The organism is Burkholderia sp. SIMBA_051 (assembly GCF_046534915.1).
Classification (GTDB): domain Bacteria; phylum Pseudomonadota; class Gammaproteobacteria; order Burkholderiales; family Burkholderiaceae; genus Burkholderia; species Burkholderia ambifaria.
In genome coordinates this window covers 156,554-183,465 of the sequence record NZ_JAWRXS010000006.1, presented here as the reverse complement: position 1 = coordinate 183,465, position 26,912 = coordinate 156,554, and the positions used below count along the sequence as shown (strand labels likewise).

Sequence of the window (26,912 nt, the reverse complement as noted above, 5' to 3'; positions counted from 1 at the left end):
CATGTGTCCGTACGATAGATGGCGGCATCCGTATTCGCTACAATCGAAAATCCGATTTTCTTTTGCGAGAGTCCGGCGATGATCGATCCGCTAGCCGAGGTCGTGACGCTGCTGCAGCCGAGCACGCGGTATTCCAAACTCGTTCACGGCGCGAGCCCCTGGCGCATCAGCCGGACGGTCGCTGGCGAGCCGTTCTATTGCGTGGTCCTGGAAGGCGGATGCCGGGTCGCGATCGACGGGCATCCGCCGATCGAGCTGCTGCCCGGCGATTTCGTGCTGATTCCGGCGGCCCACGGCGTCGCGATATCCAGTCTCGAACTGCCGCCGCCGGGCGTCGAAACGGCCGCGCCGGTCGTGCTCGACAACGGCGAATACCGGATCGGCGACGCGGGCCGCCCAGTCGACACGCGCCTGATGGCCGGCCACTGCAGCTTCAGTTCGCCCGATGCGGCACTGCTGGTGTCGCTGCTGCCGCAATACGTGCACGTGCGCGGTGAACCGCGCCTCACCACGCTCGTGCAACTGGTGCGCGACGAATCGCGGGCGCAGCGGCCGGCGCGCGAACTCGTGCTGTCGCGCCTCGTGGAAGTGCTGCTGATCGAGGCATTGCGGTTTTCCGCAGACACGGGCGCATCGCCCGGCCTCGTGCGCGGTCTCGCCGACAGCCGCCTCGCCGCCGCGATCCGCGGAATGCACGAACGCCCCGCGCACCCGTGGACGGTCGTCGAGCTCGCGAAGGAAGCGGCGCTGTCGCGTTCGACCTTCTTCGAACGCTTCAGCCGCGCGGTCGGCGTCGCGCCGATGGAATACCTGCTCACCTGGCGCATGGCGCTCGCCAAAAACCTGCTGCGCCGCGACGAGGGGCGCATCGCGGAGATCGCCGGGCGCGTCGGCTACAGTTCCGCGAGCACCTTCAGCGTCGCGTTCACGCGGCACGTGGGCCGGCCGCCCGCGCAATATGCGCGCGACGAACGCGCGGCGGCGAGCGACGCATGACCGGCACCCGCAACCGCCATCCCGCGACCTGCGTACACTACCGGTCACGCAACGACGACGCGCGAGGCACGCGATGACGACAGCGGCAAACAATCCCGACACGCGCGACCACTGGCTCGTCGCGCGACGCGATGCGGAAACCGGCATCGAAAGCCTGCACGCGCATTTCAACGGCCATGCGTACGATGCGCACGATCACGACGACATGCTGGTCGGCTTCACCGAACAGGGCGTGCAGCGTTTCCAGTGCCACCGTTCGCTGCATACGAGCGTGCCGGGCCGCGCGATCCTGATCGAACCCGGCGCGATGCACGACGGCCATGCGCCCGAAGCGGGCGGCTTCACCTACGGGATGCTGTACCTGCCGCAAGCATGGGTCGAACGCGCGGCGCGCCGGCTGGACCTGCCGGGCCTCGGCAGCGTCGAAGCCGCGTTCGGCCATACGCTCGTCGACGATCGCGGCCTCGTCGATGCGATCCGGCACGCGTTTGTCGCGATCCACGGCAACGAAGGCCGGCTCGCGCGCGACCAGACGCTCGACCGCTTGCTGACGCGGCTCGGCGGCGAACTGCGGCGCGCCCCGCTCGCGCTGGAAAGCAGCGTCGTGCCGCCGGCGATCGCGCGCGTGCGCGATCTGCTGCATGCACACATGGATGGCAATCTCGGCCTCGACGAGCTGGCCGGCGCCGCGGGGATCGACCGGTTCCGCTTGACGCGGTTGTTCCAGCGCGCATACGGCACGTCGCCGCACGCGTACCTGGTGCGCTTGCGGCTGCGCGCCGCGCGCCGGCTGCTGGCGGCCGGCCGCACGCCCGCCGAGGCGGCCGCGGACGTCGGCTTCGCCGACCAGAGCCACCTGGGCCGCTGGTTCCGCCGCGCGTACCGGATCACGCCGGCCGCGTACCGGCAACTGTGCACAAACGTTCCAGACTGAGCGCGCGCGACATCCGATCATCGAGGCTCCAACCAGGAGCAAGCATGTTCGATACGAAAGTAGCGCTGATCGTGCGCGACGATCTCGCGGCGTGGCAGAAACTCAATGTGGTCGCGTTTCTCGCGACGGGCGTCGCGGCCGAAGCGCCGGACGCGCTCGGCGAGCCTTACGAGGATGCGGCGGGCCGCCGCTACGGACGCATGCTGGGCCAGCCGATGCTGGTGTTCGCGTCCGACTTGAACGGACTGCAGGCCGCACACCGGCAGGCGCTGTCGCGCGAGCTGACGATCGTGCCGTACGTGCATGCGATGTTTTCGACCGGGCACGACGCAGCCAACCGCGAAGTGTTTCGCGCCGGGGATGCGGACAATCTGGATCTGGTCGGGCTGGCGCTGCACGGACCGAAGAAGGCCGTGGACAAGGCCGTGAAGGGGCTGGCGTTGCACGCGTGACGCACCATCGTTTCGAGCCGACGATTCCACACTGTAACGGCTACTGCGCGCCCACCAACTCCGGCTTGTTCCCGTCCAACCACGCCTTTACATCAATCAGGAGCGCTTGCGCGCAGATGTAGCCTATTTGACTACGATCGGCGCTGATTTAACTACACATTAACTGCGATCGGCATGTGCCTCGTCGAGCGCGATCGCGTGTCCGGCAACCTGACGAGCCACGTCGCCGGGGTCGTGCTGCCCGATCTGCCGCCGCACCTGATCACCGTCCTGACGGACGACAGCAATCGCGCCGCGCTGCATCTGCGCGACGTACTGAAAAGCACGTTCAGGATTGGATAGGAAAGACAAGGCCGGGGACCGGCCTTGCATGCGAAAGCAATAAGTCAGGCAACAACGCCGCCGCCCCATTGCAGGCCGGCGGCATTCCTCATCACCCGCCGAGATACGCCTGCTTGATCCGGTCGTTCGCGAGCAGGTTCGCGCCCGTGTCGGCCAGCACCACACGCCCGGTTTCGAGCACGTAGCCGCGATCGGCCACACCCAGCGCCTTGTTCGCGTTCTGCTCGACCAGGAACACCGTGACACCTTCGTCGCGGATCGTCCGGATGATGTCGAAGATCTGCGCGATCACGAGCGGCGCGAGGCCGAGCGTCGGCTCGTCGAGCAGCAGCAGACGCGGCTTGCTCATCAGCGCGCGGCCGATCGCCAGCATCTGCTGCTCGCCGCCCGACATCGTGCCGGCCCGCTGCGTCGCGCGCTCCTTCAGGCGCGGAAACAGCTTGAACACGTGCTCGATGCCATCGTCGATCTCGTGACGGCTCGCGAAGAAGCCGCCCATCTTCAGGTTTTCGAGCACCGTCAGGCTCGGGAACACGCGCCGCCCTTCCGGCGAGATCGCCATCCCCTGCCGCATGATCTGGTGCGTCGACATCGCGGTGATGTCGTTGCCCTCGAACAGCACGCGGCCCGACGATGCGCGCGGCGTGCCGCACACGGTCATCATCAGCGTCGTCTTGCCGGCGCCGTTGCTGCCGATCAGCGTGACGATCTCGCCCTTCTTCACCTCGATCGACACGCCCGCGAGCGCCTCGACCGCGCCGTAGTGCGTATGGACCTGTTCCAGCTTCAGCATCACTCTTCCCCCAGATACGCCTTGATCACGCGCGGGTCGTTGCGCACCGCTTCCGGCGTGCCGATCACGATCGGCCGGCCGTGCTCCATCACGAGGATGCGATCCGACACGCCCATCACGAGGCTCATGTCGTGTTCGATCAGCAGCACCGACACGCCGAACTCGTGGCGCAGCTTGTCGATCAGATGCTGCAGCTCGATCTTTTCCTGCGGGTTGAGGCCGGCCGCGGGCTCGTCGAGCATCAGCAGACGCGGCTCGGTGATCATGCAGCGCGCGATCTCGAGACGCCGCTGGTGCCCGTACGACAGCGTGCCGGCCGGCCGGTTGGCGACCGACCTCAGCCCCATCCGGTCGAGCCACACGGCCGCGCGTTCGAGCGCGTCCTTCTCGGCGCGACGATACGCGGGCGTCGAGAACAGGCCCGGCAGCAGCCCGGCCTTCACCTTGCGATGCTGCGCGACGAGCAGGTTCTCGACGACCGTCAGCGACTTGAACAGGCGGATGTTCTGGAACGTGCGCACCAGGCCCTTCAACGCGATCTTGTGGCTCGGCAGCCCGCCGATCGCGTGGCCGTCGAGCACGACGTCGCCGCCGGTCGGCTTGTAGAAGCCGCCGACGCAGTTGAACACCGTGGTCTTGCCTGCACCATTCGGCCCGATGATCGCGAACACCTCGTTGCGGCGCACGTCGAAATCGATGCCGTCCACCGCGAGCAACCCGCCGAAGCGCATCTGCAGCCCGGCGACCTTCAACAGCTCTGCATTCGCGCTCATTGCGGCAGCTCCACGTGGGGACGGCTCGCGGGCAGCAGGCCCTGCGGACGCCACATCATCATCAACACCATCACCAGACCGAAGATCAGCATCCGGTACTCGGCGAAGCCGCGCGCGACTTCCGGCAGCACGGTCAGCAGGATCGCCGCGAGAATCACGCCGAGCTGCGAGCCCATCCCGCCGAGCACCACGATCGCGAGGATCAGCGCCGATTCGATGAAGGTGAACGATTCAGGATTCACGAGGCCCTGACGCGCGGCGAAGAACGCGCCGCCGATGCCCGCGAACGCCGCGCCGAGCGTGAACGCCGACAGCTTGATGCGCGTCGGGTTCAGACCGAGCGAACGGCACGCGATCTCGTCGTCGCGCAGCGCTTCCCACGCGCGGCCCATCGGCATGCGGATCAGGCGGCTCGTCACGAACAGCGTGAAACCGACCAGCACCAGCGCGATCAGGTACAGGAAGATCACCATGTGCTCGCCGCTGTATTCGAGCCCGATCAGCTCATGGAAGGTCTTCGCGCCTTCGACGCTCGCCGAGCGCGCCATCTCGAAGCCGAACACCGTCGGCTTCGGAATGCTCGAGATGCCGTCCGGGCCGCCGGTGAGGCTCGTCAGGTTGTTCGCGAGCAGGCGGATGATTTCGCCGAAGCCGAGCGTGACGATCGCGAGATAGTCGCCGCGCAGGCGCAGCACCGGGAAGCCGAGCAGGAAGCCGAACGTCGCCGCGGCGACTGCCGCGATCGGCAGACACTCCCAGAACGACAGCCCGAAATACTGGTTCAGCATCGCGTACGTATAGCCGCCGACCGCGTAGAACCCGACATAGCCGAGGTCCAGCAGGCCCGCGAAGCCGACCACGATGTTCAGCCCGAGGCCGAGGATCACGTAGATCAGCGCGAGCGTCGCGACGTCCACCGCGCCGCGCGAGCCGAAGAACGGCCACACGAGCCCGACCGCGAGCAGCACCCAGATGACCACCCGCTGCTGCTGCGCGCCCATCGCGGGCAGCGCCGGCAGCTTCACCGCCGATTTCGCGCGCACGAGCCACGGCTTGAACAGCTGGAACAGGAACACGGCCGCGACCGCGATCCACACCGGGCGCCAGTGCGGCGTCAGCACCACCTGATAGCCGTCGAGCTTCAACTGCAGCCCGAGCACCGGAATCGTGAGGATCGCCGTCAGGAACGCGGCGGCCACGGCATTCTTCAGCGCCTGGCTGACCGACGCGTCGGCGGCCGGACGGCGAACGGAAATGACTTGACTCATCTGCGTCTCCCTTAGACCTTTTCGATGTCCGACTTGCCGAGCAGGCCAGTCGGGCGGAAGAGCAGGATCAGCACGAGCAGGCCGAACGCCACCACGTCCTTGTACTCGGCCGGCATGTAGCCTGCTGCGAAGGTTTCAGCGAGGCCGAGCAGCACGCCGCCGAGCATCGCGCCCGGGATGCTGCCGATCCCGCCGAGCACCGCGGCGGTGAACGCCTTGATGCCCGCGACGAAGCCAATGTACGGATTCAGCTTGCCGATCGTCAGCCCGATCAGCACGCCGCCGACGGCCGCCAGCATCGCGCCGAGCACGAACGTGAACGAGATCACGCGGTTCGTGTCGATGCCGAGCAGGTTCGCCATCTTCATGTCCTCGGCGCACGCGCGGCACGCACGGCCCATCCGCGAATGCGAGATGAACAGCGTGAGCGCGATCATCAGCACGAGCGTCACGCAGACGATCAACAGACGCGCATACGGAATCGTCACGTCGAAGTCGCCGCCGAGATGGATCTCGAACGCGCCGGAGATCAGCACCGGCACGGACACGTCGCGCGCCCCCTGGCCGATCTGCACGTAGTTCTGCAGGAAGATCGACATGCCGATCGCGGAGATCAGCGGCACGAGGCGCGGGCCGCCGCGCAGCGGGCGATACGCGACGCGCTCGACCGCGAAGCCGTACAGGCCCGTGACGATCACCGACACGATCAGTGCGGCGCCGAGCACCAGCGGCAACGGATAGCCGGCGGAGATGCCGATCGCGGTGAGGGTCACGAGGCCCACGTACGCGCCGATCATGTAGATCTCGCCGTGGGCGAAGTTGATCATGCCGATGATGCCGTAGACCATCGAATAGCCGATGGCGATCAGCGCATAGATCGCACCCAGCGTCAGGCCGTTGACCAGTTGCTGGGCGAATTGAGGAAAGAAGTCAGTCATGTGCGGGAAGCTCCCGTTGGCGCTGGGTCGCATGCCGTCGCCGGATCACGGCGTTCGGCCGCGCGCAACGCACGGTGTCGTCTCGGGCCGCCCCTTGGCCGCGCAACGGCCAAATGCGCACCGCCCTGCCCGGGTGACGGGCAGAGCGGTGCGCGGGGCGGGTACTCCGTATTACCGGGCGGCGGTCTTCGTCGCGTCCTTGTGCCACGTATAGACGACGAACTTGAACGACTTCAGGTCGCCCTGCGCGTCATACGCGACCTTGCCGATCGGCGTGTCGAACGTCGTCTTGTGCATGTACGCGGCGACCTTCGTCGGGTCCGTCGTCTTCGCTCCCGCGATCGAGTCGGCGATGATCTTCACCGCTGCGTACGACGGCATCTGGAACGGGCCGTTCGCGTCGCGCTTCTTGTCCGCGAAGGCCTTCACGAGACCTGCGTTGGACGGGTCGGCCGAGAAGTCGGCCGGCAGCGTGACCAGCATGCCTTCCGACGCCGGGCCGGCGATCGCCGTCACGTCCTTGTTGCCCACGCCTTCGGGGCCCATGAACGTTGCCTTCACGCCCTGCTCGCGCGCCTGGCGCATCAGCAGGCCCATTTCCGGGTGGTAGCCGCCGAAGTAGACGAAGTCGACGCCTTGCGACTTCAGCTTCGTGATGATCGCCGAGTAGTCCGAATCGCCGGCGTTGACGCCTTCGAACAGGACGACCGGGATCTTCGCGCCTTCGAGGTCCTTCTTCACCGACGACGCGATGCCCTGGCCGTACGACTGCTTGTCGTGCAGGATCGCGACCTTCTTCGGCTTCACGTTGTTGATGATGTAGTGCGCGGCGGCCGGGCCTTGCTGGTCGTCGCGGCCAATCGTGCGGAAGATGAAGTGGCGCTTCTTGCCTTCCGTCAGCTGCGGCGCGGTGGCCGACGGCGTGACCATCACGATGCCTTCGTTTTCGTAGATGTCGGATGCGGGGATCGTCGAACCCGAGCACACGTGGCCGATCACGTACTTGATCTTCTGGCTGACGATCTTGTTGGCGACGGCGACGGCCTGCTTCGGTTCGCAAGCGTCGTCCATCATCACCACTTCAAACTTGTTGCCGCCCGCACCGCCTGCCGCGTTGATCTGTTCGATCGCGGTCAGCGCGCCGGCCTTCACCATGTCGCCGTATTGGGCGACCGAACCGCTCATCGGACCAGCGATGGCGATCTTCACGGTTTCCGCGTGCGCGGCGGCGGCGCCGGCGGCGAACAGCACGGCGGCGGCGGAAATGGACGTAAGACGGGACAGCGTCATCAGGAGCTCCTCGATGTTGTTAGTCATACGGGCAAAGGCGGCATGACTTGCGCAATCGAACAGCACCCGGGGCGAGGACATGGGACACGCCCGAGACACATGAAGACGGACCTGCGGATGAATGATGCGTAGCGGGGCCCGGCTCTTGCAGTCCCCGAAGGGGACGTCTGGTTCGGAAAGACATCGTGATGCGTCTTGCATTGCGCAAGCGTTTCGCCTGCCCCGCTTGCCAAAGTGCTCGTTCGGAGGGATGGTCCGACAGCCATTGGCAAGGCAGCCGAAATTATATGGGCGTTTTTAAATCGTCTGTCAAAAATGCCGGTGTTATGAGGGAAAACACGGAGAAACTTGCCGGGTGGTGGGTGGCGATGGGGGCGCAACTTGGTGGGAGTGGTAACGTTTGCGGTGGGTGCAATTGGGTTGCGATTTTGGGTGGGGTGGCGGGTGGGAGGCTTGCTGGGTGGGCTTCGCTGTGAGGTTCGGGGCGCCGCGTACGATTTTTTGGCTTTACAGGGTCGTAGCGTTTTAAATCAATTGACTGAGGATTGGGTTGGCGTGCACCGATGCGGGGCGTTGGGGCGGGGCGGTCAATCCTTCTTTTTGCTGACGATTTAGTCTCACGCGAAAGCCGATTGTTAATTTTGTGAAATAATGCGAACTCGCCTCTGCAATCCAGCCAGCCTTCCTGCGTGTCGCGTCCGCCGCGCCCCGTAGTCGCTTCAGGGCCGCTTCGACACCCTTCCGTCGCCCAGCCGCCAGCCAGTGATCTGCCGTTTTTTTGTCCTTGCATATCACCTGGTTCGGATCGCCAATGAATCATCCTCTCCGTTTTTCTTCCGCTGCCGCGCTTGCGTGTGCGCTTTCTGTTTCTATTGCCGACGCTTCAGGTCGCGATTCGCTGGTCGATCGGTCGGGCGGCGCCAATGTGTTTCGTTCGGAACGTCGAGTTGTGAGCCGGGATGATGGGCCTGTGCCGCGGACGACGCGGCAAGTCGAGTATGCGGCGCCAGTCGGACGTAGTCCGTTCGATACGCCGGATACGCGGCCGGTGCGGGTTTCGGGCGATGCGCTTGCGCCTCAGTCTTCGGATGAACACGGATCTGGCGATTCGGTATTGCCTTCGAATCGCGTCGCGCTCGGTGCGGGTGGGAGCGATAGCTTCGGGCGCGCGTTGCCCGGGCACGAGCAGCGTGAACTGAACTGGAATGAATATCTGCGGGCCAGTGGGTCATACGCTCCGGGCGGCGGAAACTCGTATGCGCCGACGCGATCTTTCGATGCCGCGCGCGGTCCGCACGGTGCGCCAAATCCGTACGATCCGTCAGTACCGCAACCGGAGACGCGGACGTTCTATGACAACGGCGCGGGTTCGCATTGCACAGCTACGGGCGGTGCGGGGACGGCGCGGTCGTCTTGCAATATCGCTTGGTGATGGTTGGGGGTGGCCGGTGGTGGCCGCCCTACTGGCTTGAAGTGCAGCTATGCGGAACGCCCGACTATCGATTCAGCTCGCACACTATTTCCGAAACCAAGATCGAGCCCGGCGATGCGTCGTTTGTCGGGAAGAATTATGGAGCGCGAGCCCGCCGAGTAGCCTCGAGCTACGCGCGTATGTTCCTCGAAGATTTTCACCTGGGGGAAAAGGGCAAGGTTGGCCGGTTCTATTGGACCGGGCTGGGGGCGTTCGCCGCCAAACAGGTTTCGGCTAACCTGGAAAGCTGGCAGATGGACAAGGTGCCCGGCATGGGTATCGTCCACGAGGGACTCGGCAAAGAATCTGTGGATTTACAACGACCTACTGACCTGGTGCTACCGATATGCGGCGGACCCGGCTGCGTTCCAGGCGTGTGCCAAGCAGCGTGATAGCCGGCAGTACCATCCCACGGTGCAGAAGAACTTGATGCGCCAGCAGTGGGCAAGCGACGTCGTTCCCAAGTGCCCGGTGATCAATGAAGCCAGCGCATCAATGGATGACGCAGGATCCGGAAAATTCCTTGGTCCCGACGCCGAGAATCCGTGCTACTTCAAATGGAACTCCGCGCGTGTCCATGGGGTTCGATCTTGTCAAGCAATGGGAAGAGACCGCAAATGAAAAGAAGAAAGCTGCCTTTGCGTTCAACCATCTGTGGGTCATGGCACAGCATGAACAGGGCGAAGTGTTGCAAGGGTTGATCCATAACGACAAGGCCTTTATCAGCAAGCTCAAATTCCAAAGAACCATGGACGACGCAACCAGTTCGGATAAGTGGTGGGCCGCGCCAGCACGTGCATTTCACGCTCTGATTCCACCTCTGCAGCTAAGCTTCACGGCGCAGGATGAAACGTCCGACATGCAATATCGCTCGAACGCGCCGAAGGAGTTGATTCTCGAGGATTATGCTCAGTGAATGGCATGGATCAAAGACACCGGAAATTTGTTCCACTTTCTAATGCAGAAGCAGCGTACCTACATGCAGATTGAACTCAAGACCATTGCCGCCATGGGCGGCCTGACATGATTGACTTTTCACATAAAGGCGACTATGCCGATATTGGTTAAACGCAAATTAATGAGAATCTGGTGGTGGACTTTGGCAGCAATTTCTTTGTGCACTGCAATTTACGCATCAACAACCGCCCAAGACAAAAAGGACAAAGCAATGCCGTCTCAAGTTGTCACCATTAAATTCGGAGTAGACGGAAAATCGGATGCCGTAGCCCAAGGATTTTATACAATGAATCACCCTTCTGGCGTTTATGCGTATCAGATGCACTGGGACGACCCAAAGAAGCTTGGACTAGTGAAATATAGCCAAGGACAGCACTCGTTCGACCTCGACAATGTCACGATCGTGACAGGTCTGGGGGACAAAGACAGTCCAGAAAGCGGAGTTGAAAATTGGGATGTCCATTTCAAGATCTCGCCTTCGGGCACAACCTCGTATGAAGAGGCTCGCGACAAGATCGCAGCCCTGCTAGCAAAATTGAGAGCCGCGGGATGGAAGAGGTATATTGAAACCTCCGATCCGCGGCTCGTCGGTAAAGAGGCAACGGCCTATGCCTTGTCAAAACCAGGCGCTCTTTATTCGATCGACTCGACCTACATGCCGACCGGAGAGGAATGGAGAAACTTAATTGTGTCCGAGCCAAGATGGCTTTTTTATACTGACGGCGTATTTTTGACACTATCTCTGTCGTATCAATCCTCGTCGACTCCCGACATGGGGTATTACTTGACCGACATTCAGGTGAGCACTGCATCTGACAATTACACACCGTATTTTACTGATAGTATCGAACGCCGGAGGCAGTGGAAGCAATACCTGTCTGACGAATTGACGCCGGCCAGGACAGAACGAGCGAAACATGAAACGGAATTGAAGGCTCAGGGCTACACAATCGATACGACATATCTGCCGCCGCCGTATGAGGCCCCCGACTTTTCGGCCAAAGCTGGCGACACTCATTGATCTTGGAGAGCTAGGCGATGCAACGAGCGAACTTGCACGGACGAGCGCAGATCGTGGTCGGCGATACGACAAGCCACGGCGGCAAGGTGATTTCGGGCAGCCCATCCTCCACTTGGAGCCAGGCCAAGGTTCCCATCGCACGAAGGCGATCAGGTGACGTGCCCGCTTTGCGCGCCACATCTCTTTGAAATCGCTGAGGGGCTCGAGGGATGCGAAGATTTCGGGCAGCCGATGGCTTTGGAGGGACATAAAACGACGTATGGAGCTATTCTCATTGCGCAGCCTGCTCCCGACGATTGATTGTCCATGTTCGTTTTTAGGACTGCGCTCTCCTGAGGCGGTCCGAGTATCCACTGCCATCATCGCGCCCTGACCGCCCCCTCACCGCGGCGAAACCACAATCGCCGCCCGCCGATTCTGCGCCCGCCCGGTTGGCGTCCGGTTATCGCCCACCGGATCGCTCTTCCCCTTCCCTACAACCGCAATCCGCTTCCCGTCCAGTCCTACATCAATCAGCTCGATCGCCACCACCTCCGCCCGCCGCCGCGACAGCTCCCGATCGTAAGCCACCGTCCCCTCGTCATCGGAGTACCCATAAACCCGCACCCCATTGATGCCGGCCGACCTCAACGTCCTCCCGATCCGCTCGACGATCCGCCTCACATCCGGCTTCAGGTTATACCGGTCGAAATCGAACAAAATCGGCCCGCTCGACCCGAACTCGAACCCTTGCCCCGTCTCCTGAAACCCGGCCGACTTCAGCGCCGTGACCTGCGTCTGCGTGAGCCCCCGATGCAGCGTCGGCGGCGTCTTGCACCCGCCAAGCAACAGACACAGCAGCACCGCGCTTCCGACGCACAGCCTCCCAATGCTCACCGGCAACGAGCTTTTCATCATCGTCCCCTTCGTATGCGCCCGCGCCGCGTGCGCTTCTTATCCCGCCGCCGCGGCCTCGCCCGCGGCGCGAAACGATAGACATCACACCCGCCCGGCAACGCCTTCCGCCCACTGCCACGTCCCCGGCCGCGTGCGCTTGGCGCGGTACATCGCGGCATCCGCCGCCCGCAGCAAGCCGTTCGCGTCCGACGCGTGATCGGGATACAGCGCCACGCCGGCACTCATCATGGTGGCCACCATGCGTCCGTCGGGCAGCTCGATCGACGGCACCATGCCGGACAAAATCTCGTCGGCGATCCGGCACACGCTTTCCACGTCGCGCACAGTGCCCAGCATCACCGCAAATTCGTCGCCGCCCAGGCGCGCGACCAGATCCGTCTCGCGCACCTGCGTGCGCAGCCGCGCCGCGACACCGACCAGCACCGCATCGCCGGCATCGTGGCCCAGGCAGTCGTTGATCTCCTTGAAGCGGTCGCAGTCGAGATACAGGATGGCGACCCGCTGACCGGTCACCACGGCATCGCAAAGCGCCACCGACAGACGCGACTCGAACTGCGCGCGGTTAGGCAGCCCGGTGAGCGCATCGTGCGTCGCCTTGTGTTCGAGCGATGCGTTTTCGTCGCGCAGCGTGTTCTGCCAGTCTTCCAATTCGTCGAGCAGCGCGTTGAAGTCGTCGCCGAGCTGGTTGAGTTCGGCGATCGTCGCGGGCTCGACGCGCCGCCCGAACGCACGCTCGCGCCGCACGGCATGCGCGACGCCGGCGAGCGCGCGCAGCGGCGCAACGATGCTGCGCAGCAGTCGCTTCGAGCTGACATACGCGCCGAGCACACTGACAGCAAGGCAGCCGAGAATGCCACCGATGCCACCCAGCAGGAATCCGAAGAATTGGTGTCCGCGCCCACGCACGATGACCTGACCGACGACGATGCCGTCGTGCATCACCGGAATGGTCACGGGCCCGGGCAGCGCGAGATTGGCGACACCGCGCTCGAGTCGGGCGATCCGGCCTTCGGCGGGCAGCTTCCAGGTGGCGAACAACTGTCCCCTGGCATTGGTGACGACCACCTGCGCGACGTCCTCGTCGTTGGCAATGGTTGCAATTGCCTCGTTTGCCGCGACGCGATCGCCGAACACGAGCGCCGCCTCGACCGTATAGCCGAGCGAGCGGGCCAGCAGGTTCAGGTTGTTGCCGGCATACGCGCGCAACGCGATCACGGCGACGACGATCAGCGACACGGCGGCCATCGCAACCGCGACGAAGGCGAGGCGCAAATGCGCGCGACGCAGCACGCTTTGCAGCGTCGGGCGCGGCACGCGTGAAGACGAAATGGGGGGCGCGGAACGTGTCATGGCGTCAGCGGCCGTCGCGCGAGATTGAGCACGTTCGGATGCACGCGCACGCCACTGCGCGCGACGGCGTCGAGATTGATGTCGAACGTCACGCGTTCGCCATCGACGGCGAGGCAGAACATGGCACCCGCGGTGCAGGACTCGTCGTGTTCGGCGATCGTCAGCACCGGGCGGCCCGCCAGCGCGGCTCTCACCCGTGCTCGCTGATCGTCGCCCAGGGTGCCGAGATAGACGACGTCGCATGCGAGGCCGAGCGCGGGATCGTCGAAGCGCACGCGCTGCACGTCGAGCACGGTCGAGCCGGCCTGCAACGTGTCGGTGAGGCCGGCCGCGTAGTCGGGGCGACCGGTCACGCACAAATGCAGACGAACGGGTGTCGACGGCCAGCGCGTGAAACTGACGATGCCGAGCACGACCTGGCGCACGGTGGAGTCGTGTGAGGAAATCGCGGGATTGGCAGGAGTGACGGCCGGCCCGGGGGCGGCGATGCGCACGGTTTCGCCCGGCTCGTCCGGATCGGCAGACGCCCCGGCGAGGACGGCCGGCGCACCGCTCAGAACGCAAACGATTGCGACGAACGCGCGGCGTAACGTGGCGACTCGGCCCGGTCGGCCGGACGCCGTATGCGCAGCGATTGCCGCCGCGCGCACTGGCGTCGATACGGCTGCATGACTCGCAGCCGCCGCGCACACACTCGCATCCATGATGGAAACATCTGCTGCAGTCGTTCCCGGCGCTACCGCTTACCTGCATGCGCATGCAAGCACCGTCTCACGCGCACGAATGCTTCCATCTTAGGTAAAAATTCGTATCCCAAACCAGTGGGATACACCCGCAAGTAACGTCATACGGTACGCAGAAACGACGCGGCACGTCCGCCCGCATATCAAGTCACCGCTTGTCGGCTTCCTCGACGAAGATCTCGAACCACGCGTTCATGACGGCCCAGAAATCGACCGGCTCGAGTTCGGCCGGATTCTCGTGCCACCAGAGTCGTCCAGCCGCGCTGCCATCGCCGACACTGTCGCGAAGATCCACGCACAGATAGTCGCCGCTGCCGTTCTGAAATATCGTCCAGACGAGATCCGGATTCACGCCGAGCTTGCGTGTCTCGTCGCTCGTCAGGTGGAGCTTGTCGGTCAGCGCGGTCTGGTCGCCGATCGGCATCGGTCCCATCGAATTGGCGGGAAAGAAGGTCCACCCATCGTGCACGTTCTCGTAGAAAAATCGCAAATCATCCGGCAGCGCGGACCAGAACGATTCGCCGACCGGCGCCCGCTCGCCGAGCGGCATACGACCGATGAAGAAATTCAGATCGCCGGACTCGACCATGTACGGATACAGCAGCATGACGTCGCCATCACCGCTGCGAAACACAGCCGGCCGCGCGAGCTTGTCGCGAAAGAATTGCGCAACCGCCGGCAATCGATCGATGACGCCCGCCCACATCTGCACGAGCTCGTCGGCAACCCGATCATCTGAAGCACTCAGCAACGCGAGCCAAGTCGGCGGCACCTCGACGCCAGCCGGAATCTCATGCGCCGAGAGCCACACGCTGCCGGTAGCGCGGAAGCGCTTCAACTCCGCTGCGTATGCGTATGCGGACAACTCGATCATCGCGCGTCACCGTTGAATGTCGAAACCCGCGCATTCTACTGTCCCGCATGACGGCGACGATCGCGAATCACCACGCGCGGGCCACGCGCACCGAGTCGGCGACGCGCCCCCCTTGGTGCCCCGCCCCACCGCGAGTATCCTTGCGGTTCGAGCCACTCCAACCAGGGCGCACACCGCACCGCGGCCATGCGCCCCCGCTAACGGCCAATACACGATGGACTTCGACGTAATCGTTCTGGGCGCAGGCATCGTCGGCGTCTCCGCCGCGTTGCACCTGCAGGATCGCGGCCGCAAGGTCGCCCTCGTCGACCGCGGCGCGCCCGGCGAAGGCACGAGCTTCGGCAACGCAGGGCTGATCGAGCGCTCGTCGATCGAACCGTATCCGTTTCCGCGCAGCCCGTTCACGCTGATGCGCTACGCGCTGAACCGCTCCACCGATCTCTACTGGCACAGCACGTCGCTGCCCGCGTTCGCGCCGTGGCTCGCGCGTTTCTGGTGGGAATCGGCACCGATGCGTCACGCAGCCGCGTCGCGCGACATGCTGCCGCTAATCGAGCGCTGCATCGTCGAGCACGACGCGCTGATCGCGCGTGCCGGCGCAGGGGAACTGGTGCGTGCCAGCGGCTGGATGGAAGCGTTCCGCACGCCGGCTGCATTCGAACGCGCGGTCGCCGATGCGGGGCTCACCGCGCGCCGCCACGGGCTCGGCATCACGCCGCTCGATGCCGCGGCACTGCGTGATCAGGAACCGAGCCTCGCGCCCGGCTTCTGCGGTGCGCTGCACTGGCTCGATCCGAAAAGCGTCGTCGATCCGTCCGCGCTCGTCAAAACCTACGCGCAACTCTTCGTGCAAGGCGGCGGCACGCTGCTCACGGGCGATGCCGCGAGCCTCGACGCGTTGTCGCCGGGCTGGCAGGTCACGACGGAACACGGCAGGATCGCCGCGCCGGCCGTGGTCGTCGCGCTCGGCCCATGGTCCGACACGGTGTTCGGCAAGTTCGGCTACAAGATTCCGCTGCGCGAGAAGCGCGGCTATCACATGCACTACGCGCCGTCCGAACGCGGCGCGCCGTCGGCGCCGATCGTCGATCGCGAATACGGCTACGTGATCGCGCCGATGCGGCGCGGATTGCGGCTGACCACCGGCGTCGAGATCGCGCGGCGCGGCCTGCCGCCGACCGGCGTGCAGCTCGATCGCGCGGAGCGCGTCGCACGCCCGGTGTTCGGCTTCGGCGAACGGCTCGACCCGCAGCCGTGGCTCGGCTTCCGGCCGTGCACGCCGGACATGCGGCCGGTGATCGGCCCCGCGCCCGCGCATCGCGGGCTGTGGTTCTCGTTCGGGCACAACCATCACGGGCTCACGCTCGGTCCCGTCTCCGGCCGCCTGCTGGCCGAGATGATGACGGGCGAAGCACCGTTCACCGATCCGACGCCCTACCGCGCCGATCGCTTTTAAGCGCGCGCTCAGTCGAGCGCGCGCCCGAAGATCCGGATCACCTCGTCGAGATGCTCGGCCATCGCGCGGCGCGCTGCCTCGGGGTCGCGTGCGCGGATCGCGTCGAGGATCGCGCGGTGTTCCAGCTCCGACCGGTGCGGCATATCGTTGGGCATGTACAGCGACTGCAGGCGCTGGAACATCAGGTCGTACTTGTGCGCGAGCAACTGCTTGATCATCAGCGCATAAGCCGGGTTGTCGCTCGCCTCCGCGATACGGATATGGAACAGCCGGTCGCCCGGATGCGTGAGCGAGCCGCTGCGGTTGTCTTCCTGGTTGCGCAGGAACGCGTCGTGAATCCCTTCGATCTGCTCGTCCGAGCCGTGTTTCGCCGCGAGCGATGCGGCTTCCGGCTCGATCAGCCGGCGTGCCTGCAACAGCGCAAACGGCGGGATTTCGGTATCGAGGTCGAGCGCGATGCCGAGCTCCGGATCGATCTCGACGATCGAAAACGGCGCAACCTTCGTCTCGTGCCGCGGCTGCGGTGCGGCAGCCGCCTCGGGTTGGCGCACCTTCACGCCGTCGCCGACACGCACGCTGACGAGCCCGCTCACTTCAAGCGCGATCAGCGCCTCGCGCACCGACGTGCGCGACACGCCGAACTGCTCGGCCAGTTCGCGCTCGGGCGGCAGATAGCTGCCCGGCGGAAAATCGCCGGACCCGATCATCGCGCTGAGCTTGTCGGCGATCTGCTGGTAGAGGCGGCGGTTCTGAATCGGCTGGATGGACATACGTTGAGACAGGTAAGCGGTTGCGTTGCGGACGGCCCGACGAATGACGCATCGGGCCGCTCGCGCCTATTTTATATGCCGGCCTTCGGGTCGCCCGGCACCGCATAGCAACGTGCGGCCGTGCCGCCCCACAACGCGTTGCGCTCGGCCGCCGACAATCGCGCTTCGGCCCAGCGCTCGATCAGCGACGCCACTTCGTCATACGACGCCGCGAGCAGGCACACAGGCCAGTCCGACCCGAACATCAGCCGCTGCGGGCCGAACGCGTCGAGCGCCGCATCGAGACATTGCTCGATGTGCCGGATGTCCTGCCCGCGCAGGCCGCGCCGCCAGTCCGTCTCGGTCACGAGACCCGACAGCTTGCACACGACATGCGGCAGCGCGCCCAGCTCGCGCAACGCGGCGCGCCAGCGTGCGAGCGCAGTGTCGTCGCGGTCGAACTCGGCGAGCGCGGGCTTGCCCGCATGATCGAGCACGAGCCAGTGCGCGTCGTGCCGTGCGCAGAACGCGCGCACGTCGGGCAACTGGCGTTCGAACACGAGCACGTCGTACACGTAACCGTTCGCCTGCAGCCACGCGACGCCGCGATTGAACGCGGGATCCGCGACGAACGCGCCGACGTCGGCTTCGTCCTGCATCTGATGCCGAAAGCCGCGCAGCTTCGGGCTGCGCCATTCGGCCACGCGCTCGGCGAGCGCCGGCGCACCGAGATCCTCCCAGCCGACGACCGCCGCGATGCGCGCGTCGTCGCGGGCGAGATCGAGCAGGAACGCCGTCTCGTCGCGTCCGGAGCGCGCCTGCACCGCGATCGACGCGCCGAGCGCCTGCGCATGCATCTGCGGCCACAGCGCGTCGGGCAGGTAATCGCGGGCGAGCACGCCCATGCCGGGGCCGATCCACGGATAGTCGGCCGCGCGGTAACGCCAGAAGTGCTGATGGGAATCGATACGCACTGCGCCCATGGTGTCCTCGTGGTTCGCGCTCGAACGCGGCATCACGTCACGCTCAGTCGTACAACACCGCCGAGATCTTCGGGTCGTCGATATTGGTCTTGTCATACCAGTAGAAACCGGTATCGATGACCTTCGGCAGCTTCTCGCCCTTGATCGCCTTCACGGCCGCCTCGACGGTCTTGTAGCCGATCCCGATCGGATTCTGCGTGATCGCGCCGGCCATCAGCCCGCTGCGGATCGCGTCCTTCTGCTGCTTGCCCGAATCGTAGCCGACGATCACGACCTTGCGCTTCATCTCGCGCACGCCGTTCACCACGCCGATCGCCGAGCCTTCGTTGGTGCCGAACAGGCCCTTGAGCTTCGGATACGCCTGCAGGATCGACTTCGTCACCTCGGTCGACTTCAGCTGGTCGCCTTCGCCGTACTGCACGGTCACGACCCGCACCTTCGGGTGCGCCGACTTCATCCGTTCGAGAAAGCCGTCGCGGCGGTCGATGCCGGTGCGGCTCGTCTGGTCATGCGCGACCACGGCGACCTCGCCTTCGTCGCCGATCAGCGCGGCGAGCTTGTCGGCGGCGAGCGAGGCGGCGGCCTTGTTGTTGGTCGCGGCCGTCGTCACCGGGATGTCGCTGTCGACGCCCGAGTCGAACGCTATCACGGGGATCTTCTCGGCCTGCGCCTTCTTCAGGAGCGGCAGCGCGGCCTTGCTGTCGAGCGCCGCGAAACCGAGCGCGGCCGGCTTCTTCGCGATCGCGGCGGACAGCATGTCGATCTGCTTGTCGACCATCGCCTCGGTTTCGGGGCCTTCGAACGTCACCTTCACCTTGTAGTCCTTCGCGGCCTGCATCGCGCCCGCCTTCACGGCCTGCCAGAACTGATGCTGGAAGCCCTTCGAGATCAGCGGGATATAGGCTTCCTGCGCCTGCGCGCCGGCCGTCACGCCGACGGCGAACGTCAGCCCGACGATCGCGTTCAACATCTTGCTCCTGATCACTTCGCGTCTCCTTGGTTGGTATCGACTGAAACGCCGGCCCGGCCGGCGGTGAAGCAGATGCGCATACAACTACGTAGGTCAGCGGCGGCGCCGGCGCAGGATGTCGACGTAGACGGCGAGGATGATGATCACGCCCGTCACGACCGTCTGCCATTCCTGCGCGACCGACATGATGCGCAGGCCGTTGGTCAGCACGCTCATGATGAACGCGCCGATGATGGTGCCGACGATGCTGCCCGCGCCGCCCGACAGCGACGTGCCGCCGATCACGACGGCCGCGATCGCATCGAGTTCGTAGCCCTGCCCGAGCGCCGGCTGCGCGGAATTCAGCCGCGATGCGATCAGGAGCCCCGCGATCCCGCACACCGCGCCGCTGAACGTGTAGACGGCGATCTTCCACGCATCGACGTTCACGCCGGACAGCCGCAGCGCTTCCTCGTTGCTGCCGAGCGCGAACGTGTAGCGGCCGAAGATCGTGCGGTTCAGCACGATCGATGCACCGATCGCGACGAGGAACAGGATCAGCACCGCGTTCGGAATCGGCAGTGCGGGAATCAGGCTGCCGATCAGCGAATCCTGCGCGATCGACGTGAAGCCCGGCGTGTCGTTGAAGTAGATCGGCCGCGTGCCCGAGATCACGAGCGACAGCCCCTTCAACAGCATCATCATGCCGAGCGTCGCGATGAACGGAGGCACCTTCATCTTCGCGATCACGAAGCCCGACACGCTGCCCGACAGCGCGCCAAAGCCCAGCGCGGCCAGGATCCCGAGCGGCAGCGGCATCCCCCACTTCGTCAGCACGACGCCGGCCATCACCGCGCAGAACGTCATCAGCGTGCCGACCGACAGGTCGATGCCCGACGTGATGATCACGTAGGTGCACGCAACCGCCAGCACGCCGTTTACCGCGGTGGCCTGCAGGATCGACACGAGGTTGTCGACGTCGAGGAAGTTCGGCGATGCGAAGCTGAAGAATGCGATCAGCAGCACGAGGCTCGCGAACGCGAGCAGCTTCTGCCGCGCGGCCGGATTGAAGAAGCGGGCCTTCAGGCCGGCTGCGCCGGCCGGCGTGTCGCCGGTGGCCAGAGGCGGAACGGGATGCGTATCGTTGGGCATGATCGGGTAAGCGTCTGATTCAGGACAATACGGTCGACTCGCGCTGCGTCGCGAGCTGCATGATCTTTTCCTGCGTGGCGTCGGCCGCGCGCAACTCGCCGGTCACGCGCCCTTCGCACATCACGAGAATCCGGTGGCTCATGCGCAGCACCTCGGGCAACTCCGACGAGATCATCACGATCGCCTTGCCGTCGGCGGCGAGCGCGTCGAGCAGCTTGTAGATCTCGCTTTTCGCGCCGACGTCGATGCCGCGCGTCGGCTCGTCGAAGAACAGGATGTCGCAATCGCGCAGCAGCCACTTCGCGATCACGATCTTCTGCTGGTTGCCGCCCGACAGCAGCCGCGCGGGCTGCGCGACCGACGGCGTGCGGATCGCGAGCTGCCGCACGTACGACTGCGCGGTGTCGCGCATCTGGCGCGCATCGAGGAACAGGCCGCGCCGCACGAAGCGGCGCATGCTCGACAGCGCGATGTTGTTCTGCACGTCCATCCCGACCGCGAGCCCGAAGTGCTTGCGGTCTTCCGACAGATAACCGATCCCGTGCGCGACCGCGTCGGCCGGCGTGCGGATCGTCACGGTCTTGCCGTGCACGCGGATCTCGCCGGCGTCGACCGGGTCCGCGCCGAACACCGCGCGCGCGACCTCGGTGCGGCCCGCGCCCATCAGCCCCGCGAAGCCGAGGATCTCGCCGCGCCGCAGCGTGAAGCCGACGTCGCGGATCGCGCGCCCGCGCGACAGCCCGCGCACTTCGAGCGCGACGTCGTTGGCGGACGTATCGGGCGGCGTGCGGAATTCGGTATCGAGCTGGCGGCCGACCATCATCGCGATGATCGCGTCCATCGACGTGCCGGCCATCGGCACGGTCGCGACATACTTGCCGTCGCGCATCACCGTCACGCGATCGGCGATCTGGCGCAGTTCGTCCATCTTGTGCGAGATATAGACGATGCCGACACCGTGTGCGCGCAGCTCGCCGATGATGCGGAACAGCTCGGCGATCTCCGCGTTGTTCAGCGCGGCGGTCGGCTCGTCCATGATGAGCACGCGCGAGTCGAACGACAGCGCCTTCGCGATCTCGACCATCTGCTGCTTCGCGACCGTCAGCCGGCCGACCGGCGTGCGCGGGTCGAGATCGAGCCGCATCCGCGCGAAGATCGCGGCCGCGTCGCGGTTGAGTTTCTCCTCGTCGACGAACACGCCGAAGCGGCCGCGCGGCTCGCGCCCGATGAAGATATTCTGCGCGACGCTCAGGTGGTTCATCAGGTTCAGTTCCTGATGGATGATGCCGATCCCCAGCGCCTGCGCGGCGCGCGGATCGTCGATCTCCACCGCGCGGCCGTCCATCCGGATTTCACCGCCGTCCTTCTGATACACGCCGGCGAGGATCTTCATCAGCGTCGACTTGCCGGCGCCGTTCTCGCCCATCAGGGCATGCACTTCGCCGGCGCGCAGGTCGAACCGGCAATCGTCGAGCGCCTGCACGCCCGGAAAGCGCTTGCTGACGCCGGTCAGCTCGATCAGCGCGGCAGGTGCGGCGGCGGGGTTCGAATCAGGTTGCATGGCTCGCCGTCCTCAGCCGATCGCGCGATCGAGATGCGTATAGCCGCCGTCGACGAACAGCCACTGCCCCGTCGTGTGCGATGCGCGTTCCGACAGCAGGAACACGGCCGTGTCGGCAATCTCGTCGGCGGTCGTGAAGCGCTTGCCGAGCGGCACCTTGCCGGCGATCTCCGCCAGCTTCGCATCCGGGTCGTCGAAGCCGGCGATCCAGTTCTGGTAGAGAGGCGTCATCACCTCCGCCGGGATCACCGCGTTCACGCGCACGCCGTCGTTGCGCAATGCGACCGCCCATTCGCGCGTGAGCGCGAGCTGCGCGCCCTTCGATGCGCAATAGCCGCTCGTGTTGCCCTGCCCGGTGACGGCCGTCTTCGACGAAATATTGACGATCGCGCCGCGCGTGGCCTTCAGATGCGGCACGCAGTGATGCGCCATCACGTAGTAGTGGATCAGGTTGCGTTCGAGCGATGCGACGAACGCGTCGCGCCCCGCATCGAGGCCGATGCTGTCGTTGATGCCCGCGTTGTTGACGAGGCCGTCGATGCGGCCAAAACGCGCGATGGTCTGCGCGACGCCGTCGCGGCACTGCGCGTCGTCCTGCAGTTCGACGGACACGCGCGCGGCGCGCGGCTGCGTCTGCGTGAGTTCGCGCCAGAAGCCGTCGTCCGGCGCGTGGCGGGCGAACACGACCGGAATCGCGCCTTCGCCGGCGAGCCGCATCGAGATCGCTGCGCCGATGCCCGACGCGCCGCCGGTCACGATCACGACCTTGTCTTGCAGATTCAAATCCACTTCGCGTCTCCGTCGTTCATGTTGTAGCCGCGCGCGACGCGCGGCGTCGTGCTTCAGCCGCGGAACCGATACTGCTCCAACGATTCCGGCTTCATCTCGATCGAGAAGCCGGGCGCCGTCGGCGGCATGTACGCCGCGCCGCGCACGACGCACGGCTCGACGAAATGTTCGTGCAGGTGATCGACGTATTCGGTCACGCGCCCTTCCTTCGTGCCGGAAATGCACACGTAGTCGATCATCGACAAATGCTGCACGTATTCGCACAGCCCGACGCCGCCCGCATGCGGACACACCGGCAGCCCGTACTTCGCGGCCAGCAGCATCACCGCGAGAATCTCGTTCACGCCGCCGAGCCGGCACGCGTCGATCTGCACGACGTCGATCGCGCCGCGCGCGATGAACTGCTTGAACAGCACGCGGTTCTGGCACATCTCGCCGGTCGCGACCTGCACGGGCGCGATCGCCTCGCGGATCTTGCGATGCCCTTCGACGTCGTCGGGACTCGTCGGCTCCTCGATGAACCACGGTTTCGCGAACGCCAGCTCGCGCACCCAGTCGATCGCCTCGCCGACTTCCCACACCTGGTTCGCATCGATCATCAGCTTGCGCTCGGGGCCGATCACCTCGCGCGCGATGGTCACGCGGCGGATGTCGTCCTCCAGGTTCGCGCCGACCTTCAGCTTCACGTAGTCGAAACCGGCGTCCACCGCCTCGCGGCACAGCCGGCGCAGCTTGTCGTCGCTGTAGCCGAGCCAGCCCGCCGACGTCGTGTAGCACGGGTAGCCGTCGCGCTCGAGCGTCGCGATCCGCGCGGCCTTGCCGGGTGCCTGGCGGCGCAGCAGCGCGAGCGCCTCGTCCGGCGTCAGGCAGTCGGTCAGGTAGCGGAAGTCGATCGCGCGCACGATTTCCTCGGGGCTCATGTCGGCGACGAGCCGCCACAGCGGCTTGCCCGCGGCCTTCGCCCACAGATCCCACACCGCATTGACGACGGCGCCCGTCGCCAGGTGGATCGCGCCCTTGTCGGGGCCGATCCAGCGCAACTGGCTGTCCGACGTCACGTGCCGCCAGAAGCGGCCCATGTCCTCGCGGATCCAGTCGAGGTCGAGGCCGACGACGAGGTGACGCATCGCGTCGATCGCCGCGCAGCAGATTTCGTTGCCGCGCCCGATGGTGAACGTGAGCCCGTGGCCTTCGAGCCCGTCGTGGTCGGTTTCGAGCACGACGTACGCAGCCGAATAATCGGGGTCCGGATTCATCGCATCGGAGCCGTCGAGCTGGCGCGAGGTCGGGAAGCGCACGTCGAGGACGCGCATCGATCGAATGATAGGCATGGCGAACGGTCCGTTAAAGGAAATCAGGCCTGCACGGTGCGCTGGCGCTGCTCGCCGAGCCCGTCGATGCCGAGCGTGATCACCTGGCCGGCGCGCAGATAGACGGGCGGCTTCTGGCCGAGCCCGACGCCCGGTGGCGTGCCGGTCGAGATCACGTCGCCCGGCTGCAGGCTCATGAAGCGGCTCAGGTAGCTGATCAGATGCGGCACGCGGAACACCATCGTCGCGGTCGTGCCGTTCTGGTAGCGGTGGCCGTCCACCTCCAGCCACAGCCGCAGCGCGTGCGGATCGGGCACTTCGTCGGCCGTCACGAGCCACGGGCCGAGCGGGCCGAACGTGTCGTTGCCCTTGCCCTTGTCCCACGTGCCGCCGCGCTCGAGCTGGTATTCGCGCTCGGACACGTCGTTCACCACGCAGTAGCCGGCGACGTGCGACAGCGCGTCGGCTTCGTCGATATAGCGGCCGCCCTTGCCGATCACGACACCGAGCTCGACTTCCCAGTCGGTCTTCTCCGAGCCGCGCGGAATCTCGACGTCGTCGTTCGGCCCCGAAATCGCGCTCGTCCATTTGCCGAACACGACCGGCTCCTTCGGGACGTCCATGCCCGATTCGGCCGCGTGGTCGGAATAATTGAGCCCGATGCAGATGAACTTGCCGACGCGGCCGACGCATGCGCCGAGCCGCGGCGTGCCTTCGACGCGCGGCAACGACGACGGGTCGATGTCGCGCAGCCGTGCGAGCGACGCGGGCGTCAGCGCGTCGCCGGCGATATCGTCGATCACGCCCGACAGGTCGCGGATCGTTCCCTGCGCGTCGAGCAGGCCCGGTTTCTCATGGTGTTTGTCGCCAAATCTCAGCAGTTTCATGTCGTCTGAATGGAATAGGAAAGGGAATGGGGGAGCGCGGTCAGTTCGAGAGTCAGTTCGACACGGTCAGTTCGACACGGTCAGTTCGACACGGTCAGTTTGACCAGCCGCCGTCGATCAGGTGAATCGCGCCGGTGGTGAACGACGCTTCGTCGGACGCCAGATACAGCGCGAGCGCGGCGACTTCATCCGCGGTGCCGATACGACCCATCGGCTGCCGCGCGACGAACGCCTGGCGCACCGTGTCGGTCGACACCTGGCGCGTGCGCGCCTGTTCGGCGATCCGCTGTTCCAGCGACGGCGACTCGATCGTGCCCGGGCAGATCGCGTTGCAGCGAATGCGCTGTTCGACGAAATCGGCGGCAACCGACTTGGTCAGGCCGATCACGGCCGCCTTGGTCGTGCCGTAGACGAAGCGGTTCGGCACGCCCTTCACGCTCGACGCGGCCGACGCCATGTTGATGATCGACGCGCCGCCCGCTTCCAGCATCGCCGGCAACAGCGCGCGGATCAGCCGGTACATCGACGTGACGTTCAGGTTCAGCGAAAACGCCCAGGCGGCATCGTCGCAGTCGAGGATCGAACCGTGGTGCACGTAGCCGGCGCAGTTGAACAGCACGTCGAACGCGCGCTCCTGCGCGGCGAGTGCCGCGACCTCGCCCGCGTCGGTCACGTCGAGCCGCCGCGTCGTCAGGCGGCCGCCCGCGCGTTCGGCGTCGGCCGCGAGTTGCGCGAGCGCGGCTTCGTTAATGTCGGTCGCCAGCACGTCGGCGCCCTCGCTTGCGAACCGCAGCGCGGTCGCGCGGCCGATACCCTGCCCGGCCGCCGTCACCAGCGCGCGCTTGCCCTGCAATCTCATGAGCACTTCTCCTGTGGAAGTCGGCCGAGCCGATCGATTGGCACAAAGGACTAAAGGTCCAACCAATCATAGGAACAGTTTCGAGATTTGTCACGAACGCGCGATTCAGTATTTTCCCGAGCGGGAGAATCGGGGCGAACGGAGTAAAGCCGGCGGTGCAACGGCTCTTTCGAGGCTGCCAGCGATCGGCTGCTCGTCGCGCGAAGCCAATACCGGCGGGGGTTTGCGGCGAGTGTCGAGGCCCGCACCACGCGCCGGCCGGCCGAAACTGACAAGAAAGTCATGTTCGCGTCAGGGTTCTAACCGGGTGCGCGCGCGATCATGGTGTTGCCGGACCGCGCTTCCCGGTACACCGCCCCCGCCCGTCGCAGATCCCTGACGGGCACCTCCGTCCTCCGCGGTGTCCACGTGACTGAGCGAGCAGCCACGGTGGCGCGGCCCGATTTTTCGCCCCGGACGTTCGCGTCCGGGGCGCTTTTGTCGCTGCTTTTTCAAGAAAATGCGCGGCGATTGTTTCTGATTCGGCAAAAGGTAATTTGAGCCAGACAGGATGTTTTTTCCGGTCACAGACGCTTACATTTACCGCACCACTCATGGAAACCGCTACGGATGCGCCCGCGGGTAGTGACATCCACTGCCACGGCCGAACCGCACGAGTTTTAGGAAACGGCAAAATGAAGGCCTCGAAATCCCTGCCTGCGCTCGATCCCGCCGACGTCCACGTCGAAATTCTCGAACGTTCCGATACGCTGCTCGTCGTCCGCTGGGTCGAACCCGGCCGCTGTCATTACGGCGAACAGCGCTGGCGGCGCCGCTTCGCGCAGCGCACCGGCACCTGCGCACTGTCGCGCCAGGTCATCCAGCGCGGCGACGAAGTATTCCGCCCGGCCGAGCGCCCGGCTCCCGCGAATGCGGCCGCGATGATCTCCGCCGCGGAAGTACTGGCGCTGGCGGGCACACTCTGAGGTCCGCCCGCCGCGTGCGAGGGCTGGCTGCGTGATGCGCAGGCCCGCCCTAGAAGCGCCGGTCTAATCACCCGCTTGTCTGCCCCGCCTGCGCGGACTATCGTTACAGCACTCAATGTAACGATTACGGGCGTCGTGGCGCATCGGCCGCGC

27 protein-coding genes and 1 pseudogene are annotated in these 26,912 nt (G+C 65.4%); 10 read left to right on the top strand and 18 right to left on the bottom strand.

Features of this window, described 5'->3' with window-relative positions; translation table 11 throughout:
• The first annotated feature begins 18 nt into the window (after nt 1-18).
• The 4 genes and pseudogenes from SB771_RS16425 to SB771_RS16410 all read left to right on the top strand — a co-directional run.
• The gene (locus SB771_RS16425; protein WP_175658855.1) at nt 19-996 is read left to right on the top strand and encodes an AraC family transcriptional regulator; all 978 of its coding nucleotides are present in this window, start codon (nt 19-21) and stop codon (nt 994-996) included.
• A gap of 73 nt (nt 997-1,069) precedes the next feature.
• Nucleotides 1,070-1,930 (top strand): AraC family transcriptional regulator, encoded by an 861-nt coding sequence (locus SB771_RS16420; protein ID WP_175658854.1) that lies wholly within the window; start codon nt 1,070-1,072, stop codon nt 1,928-1,930.
• A 44-nt stretch (nt 1,931-1,974) separates the two neighbouring features.
• Nucleotides 1,975-2,382 carry a DUF2000 domain-containing protein gene (locus SB771_RS16415; RefSeq protein ID WP_175658853.1) on the top strand — a complete coding sequence of 136 codons (408 nt, stop codon included), beginning with the start codon at nt 1,975-1,977 and terminating at the stop codon, nt 2,380-2,382.
• Nucleotides 2,383-2,562: 180 nt separating this feature from the next.
• Nucleotides 2,563-2,724: pseudogene (locus SB771_RS16410) on the top strand (LysR family transcriptional regulator); the annotation flags it as partial.
• Nucleotides 2,725-2,815: 91 nt separating this feature from the next.
• On the opposite strand, the gene SB771_RS16405 reads toward SB771_RS16410, so the two are convergent.
• The 5 genes from SB771_RS16405 to SB771_RS16385 all read right to left on the bottom strand — a co-directional run bounded on the left by SB771_RS16405 (nt 2,816) and on the right by SB771_RS16385 (nt 7,786).
• On the bottom strand, nt 2,816-3,517 hold the full coding sequence (locus SB771_RS16405) for an ABC transporter ATP-binding protein (protein ID WP_011659407.1): 702 nt from the start codon (nt 3,515-3,517) through the stop codon (nt 2,816-2,818).
• The gene (gene livG / locus SB771_RS16400) at nt 3,517-4,290 is read right to left on the bottom strand and encodes a high-affinity branched-chain amino acid ABC transporter ATP-binding protein LivG (RefSeq protein WP_105831781.1); all 774 of its coding nucleotides are present in this window, start codon (nt 4,288-4,290) and stop codon (nt 3,517-3,519) included. The genes SB771_RS16405 and livG overlap by 1 nt, the downstream gene beginning before the upstream one ends.
• Complete coding sequence (locus SB771_RS16395) at nt 4,287-5,558, bottom strand: high-affinity branched-chain amino acid ABC transporter permease LivM (protein WP_011659409.1); 1,272 nt, start codon at nt 5,556-5,558, stop codon at nt 4,287-4,289. Before SB771_RS16395 ends, livG begins: the two co-directional genes overlap by 4 nt.
• Before the next feature lie 11 nt (nt 5,559-5,569).
• On the bottom strand, nt 5,570-6,496 hold the full coding sequence (livH, locus tag SB771_RS16390) for a high-affinity branched-chain amino acid ABC transporter permease LivH (RefSeq protein WP_006749488.1): 927 nt from the start codon (nt 6,494-6,496) through the stop codon (nt 5,570-5,572).
• 171 nt (nt 6,497-6,667) lie between these two features.
• Nucleotides 6,668-7,786, bottom strand: coding sequence for a branched-chain amino acid ABC transporter substrate-binding protein (locus SB771_RS16385; RefSeq protein WP_105831872.1), 1,119 nt, complete (start codon nt 7,784-7,786; stop codon nt 6,668-6,670).
• Nucleotides 7,787-9,199: 1,413 nt separating this feature from the next.
• Here SB771_RS16385 and SB771_RS16380 point away from each other — a divergent pair.
• The 4 genes from SB771_RS16380 (at nt 9,200) to SB771_RS16365 (ending at nt 11,535) form a co-directional block, all read left to right on the top strand.
• Complete coding sequence (locus SB771_RS16380; RefSeq protein ID WP_175705317.1) at nt 9,200-9,649, top strand: DUF2515 family protein; 450 nt, start codon at nt 9,200-9,202, stop codon at nt 9,647-9,649.
• Between the two features lie 107 nt (nt 9,650-9,756).
• Nucleotides 9,757-10,173, top strand: a complete 417-nt coding sequence (locus SB771_RS16375) for a DUF2515 family protein (protein ID WP_175658851.1) — start codon at nt 9,757-9,759, stop codon at nt 10,171-10,173.
• A 162-nt stretch (nt 10,174-10,335) separates the two neighbouring features.
• Nucleotides 10,336-11,235, top strand: a complete 900-nt coding sequence (locus SB771_RS16370) for a hypothetical protein (RefSeq protein WP_175658850.1) — start codon at nt 10,336-10,338, stop codon at nt 11,233-11,235.
• Nucleotides 11,236-11,388: 153 nt separating this feature from the next.
• A complete protein-coding gene (locus tag SB771_RS16365) occupies nt 11,389-11,535 on the top strand; it encodes a hypothetical protein (RefSeq protein WP_244096772.1) in 147 nt (48 codons plus the stop codon).
• Nucleotides 11,536-11,616: 81 nt separating this feature from the next.
• On the opposite strand, the gene SB771_RS16360 is transcribed toward SB771_RS16365, so the two are convergent.
• From SB771_RS16360 to SB771_RS16345, 4 genes are all read right to left on the bottom strand, one after another.
• Complete coding sequence (locus SB771_RS16360) at nt 11,617-12,129, bottom strand: OmpA family protein (protein WP_175658849.1); 513 nt, start codon at nt 12,127-12,129, stop codon at nt 11,617-11,619.
• 84 nt (nt 12,130-12,213) lie between these two features.
• Nucleotides 12,214-13,482, bottom strand: coding sequence for a diguanylate cyclase domain-containing protein (locus SB771_RS16355; protein WP_175658848.1), 1,269 nt, complete (start codon nt 13,480-13,482; stop codon nt 12,214-12,216).
• Complete coding sequence (locus SB771_RS16350) at nt 13,479-14,186, bottom strand: YfiR family protein (RefSeq protein WP_175658847.1); 708 nt, start codon at nt 14,184-14,186, stop codon at nt 13,479-13,481. Before SB771_RS16350 ends, SB771_RS16355 begins: the two co-directional genes overlap by 4 nt.
• A 187-nt stretch (nt 14,187-14,373) precedes the next feature.
• Nucleotides 14,374-15,099: an SMI1/KNR4 family protein gene (locus SB771_RS16345; RefSeq protein ID WP_175658846.1), complete on the bottom strand. Its 726-nt coding sequence runs from the start codon at nt 15,097-15,099 to the stop codon at nt 14,374-14,376.
• 214 nt (nt 15,100-15,313) lie between these two features.
• On the opposite strand from SB771_RS16345, the gene SB771_RS16340 reads away from it, so the two are divergent.
• A complete protein-coding gene (locus tag SB771_RS16340; RefSeq protein ID WP_175658845.1) occupies nt 15,314-16,555 on the top strand; it encodes an NAD(P)/FAD-dependent oxidoreductase in 1,242 nt (413 codons plus the stop codon).
• An 8-nt stretch (nt 16,556-16,563) separates the two neighbouring features.
• On the opposite strand, the gene SB771_RS16335 is transcribed toward SB771_RS16340, so the two are convergent.
• The 9 genes from SB771_RS16335 to SB771_RS16295 all read right to left on the bottom strand — a co-directional run bounded on the left by SB771_RS16335 (nt 16,564) and on the right by SB771_RS16295 (nt 25,794).
• Complete coding sequence (locus SB771_RS16335) at nt 16,564-17,325, bottom strand: FadR/GntR family transcriptional regulator (protein ID WP_175658844.1); 762 nt, start codon at nt 17,323-17,325, stop codon at nt 16,564-16,566.
• 71 nt (nt 17,326-17,396) lie between these two features.
• Complete coding sequence (locus tag SB771_RS16330; protein ID WP_175658843.1) at nt 17,397-18,287, bottom strand: amidohydrolase family protein; 891 nt, start codon at nt 18,285-18,287, stop codon at nt 17,397-17,399.
• Between the two features lie 43 nt (nt 18,288-18,330).
• Nucleotides 18,331-19,272, bottom strand: a complete 942-nt coding sequence (locus SB771_RS16325) for an ABC transporter substrate-binding protein (protein WP_175658842.1) — start codon at nt 19,270-19,272, stop codon at nt 18,331-18,333.
• A gap of 78 nt (nt 19,273-19,350) precedes the next feature.
• A complete protein-coding gene (locus tag SB771_RS16320) occupies nt 19,351-20,388 on the bottom strand; it encodes an ABC transporter permease (protein ID WP_011659424.1) in 1,038 nt (345 codons plus the stop codon).
• Nucleotides 20,389-20,407: 19 nt separating this feature from the next.
• The gene (locus SB771_RS16315; RefSeq protein ID WP_175658841.1) at nt 20,408-21,949 is read right to left on the bottom strand and encodes a sugar ABC transporter ATP-binding protein; all 1,542 of its coding nucleotides are present in this window, start codon (nt 21,947-21,949) and stop codon (nt 20,408-20,410) included.
• A 12-nt stretch (nt 21,950-21,961) separates the two neighbouring features.
• Entirely contained in the window at nt 21,962-22,738 is a 777-nt protein-coding gene (locus SB771_RS16310) for an SDR family oxidoreductase (RefSeq protein WP_175658840.1), read from the bottom strand.
• Nucleotides 22,739-22,791: 53 nt separating this feature from the next.
• Nucleotides 22,792-24,069, bottom strand: a complete 1,278-nt coding sequence (locus SB771_RS16305) for an L-fuconate dehydratase (protein ID WP_175658839.1) — start codon at nt 24,067-24,069, stop codon at nt 22,792-22,794.
• A 23-nt stretch (nt 24,070-24,092) separates the two neighbouring features.
• Nucleotides 24,093-24,935 (bottom strand): ureidoglycolate lyase, encoded by an 843-nt coding sequence (locus SB771_RS16300; protein WP_175658838.1) that lies wholly within the window; start codon nt 24,933-24,935, stop codon nt 24,093-24,095.
• Nucleotides 24,936-25,029: 94 nt separating this feature from the next.
• Nucleotides 25,030-25,794 carry an SDR family oxidoreductase gene (locus SB771_RS16295; RefSeq protein ID WP_175658837.1) on the bottom strand — a complete coding sequence of 255 codons (765 nt, stop codon included), beginning with the start codon at nt 25,792-25,794 and terminating at the stop codon, nt 25,030-25,032.
• Between the two features lie 674 nt (nt 25,795-26,468).
• On the opposite strand from SB771_RS16295, the gene SB771_RS16290 reads away from it, so the two are divergent.
• Nucleotides 26,469-26,759 carry a DUF3331 domain-containing protein gene (locus tag SB771_RS16290; protein ID WP_011659430.1) on the top strand — a complete coding sequence of 97 codons (291 nt, stop codon included), beginning with the start codon at nt 26,469-26,471 and terminating at the stop codon, nt 26,757-26,759.
• The last annotated feature ends 153 nt before the right edge of the window (nt 26,760-26,912 follow it).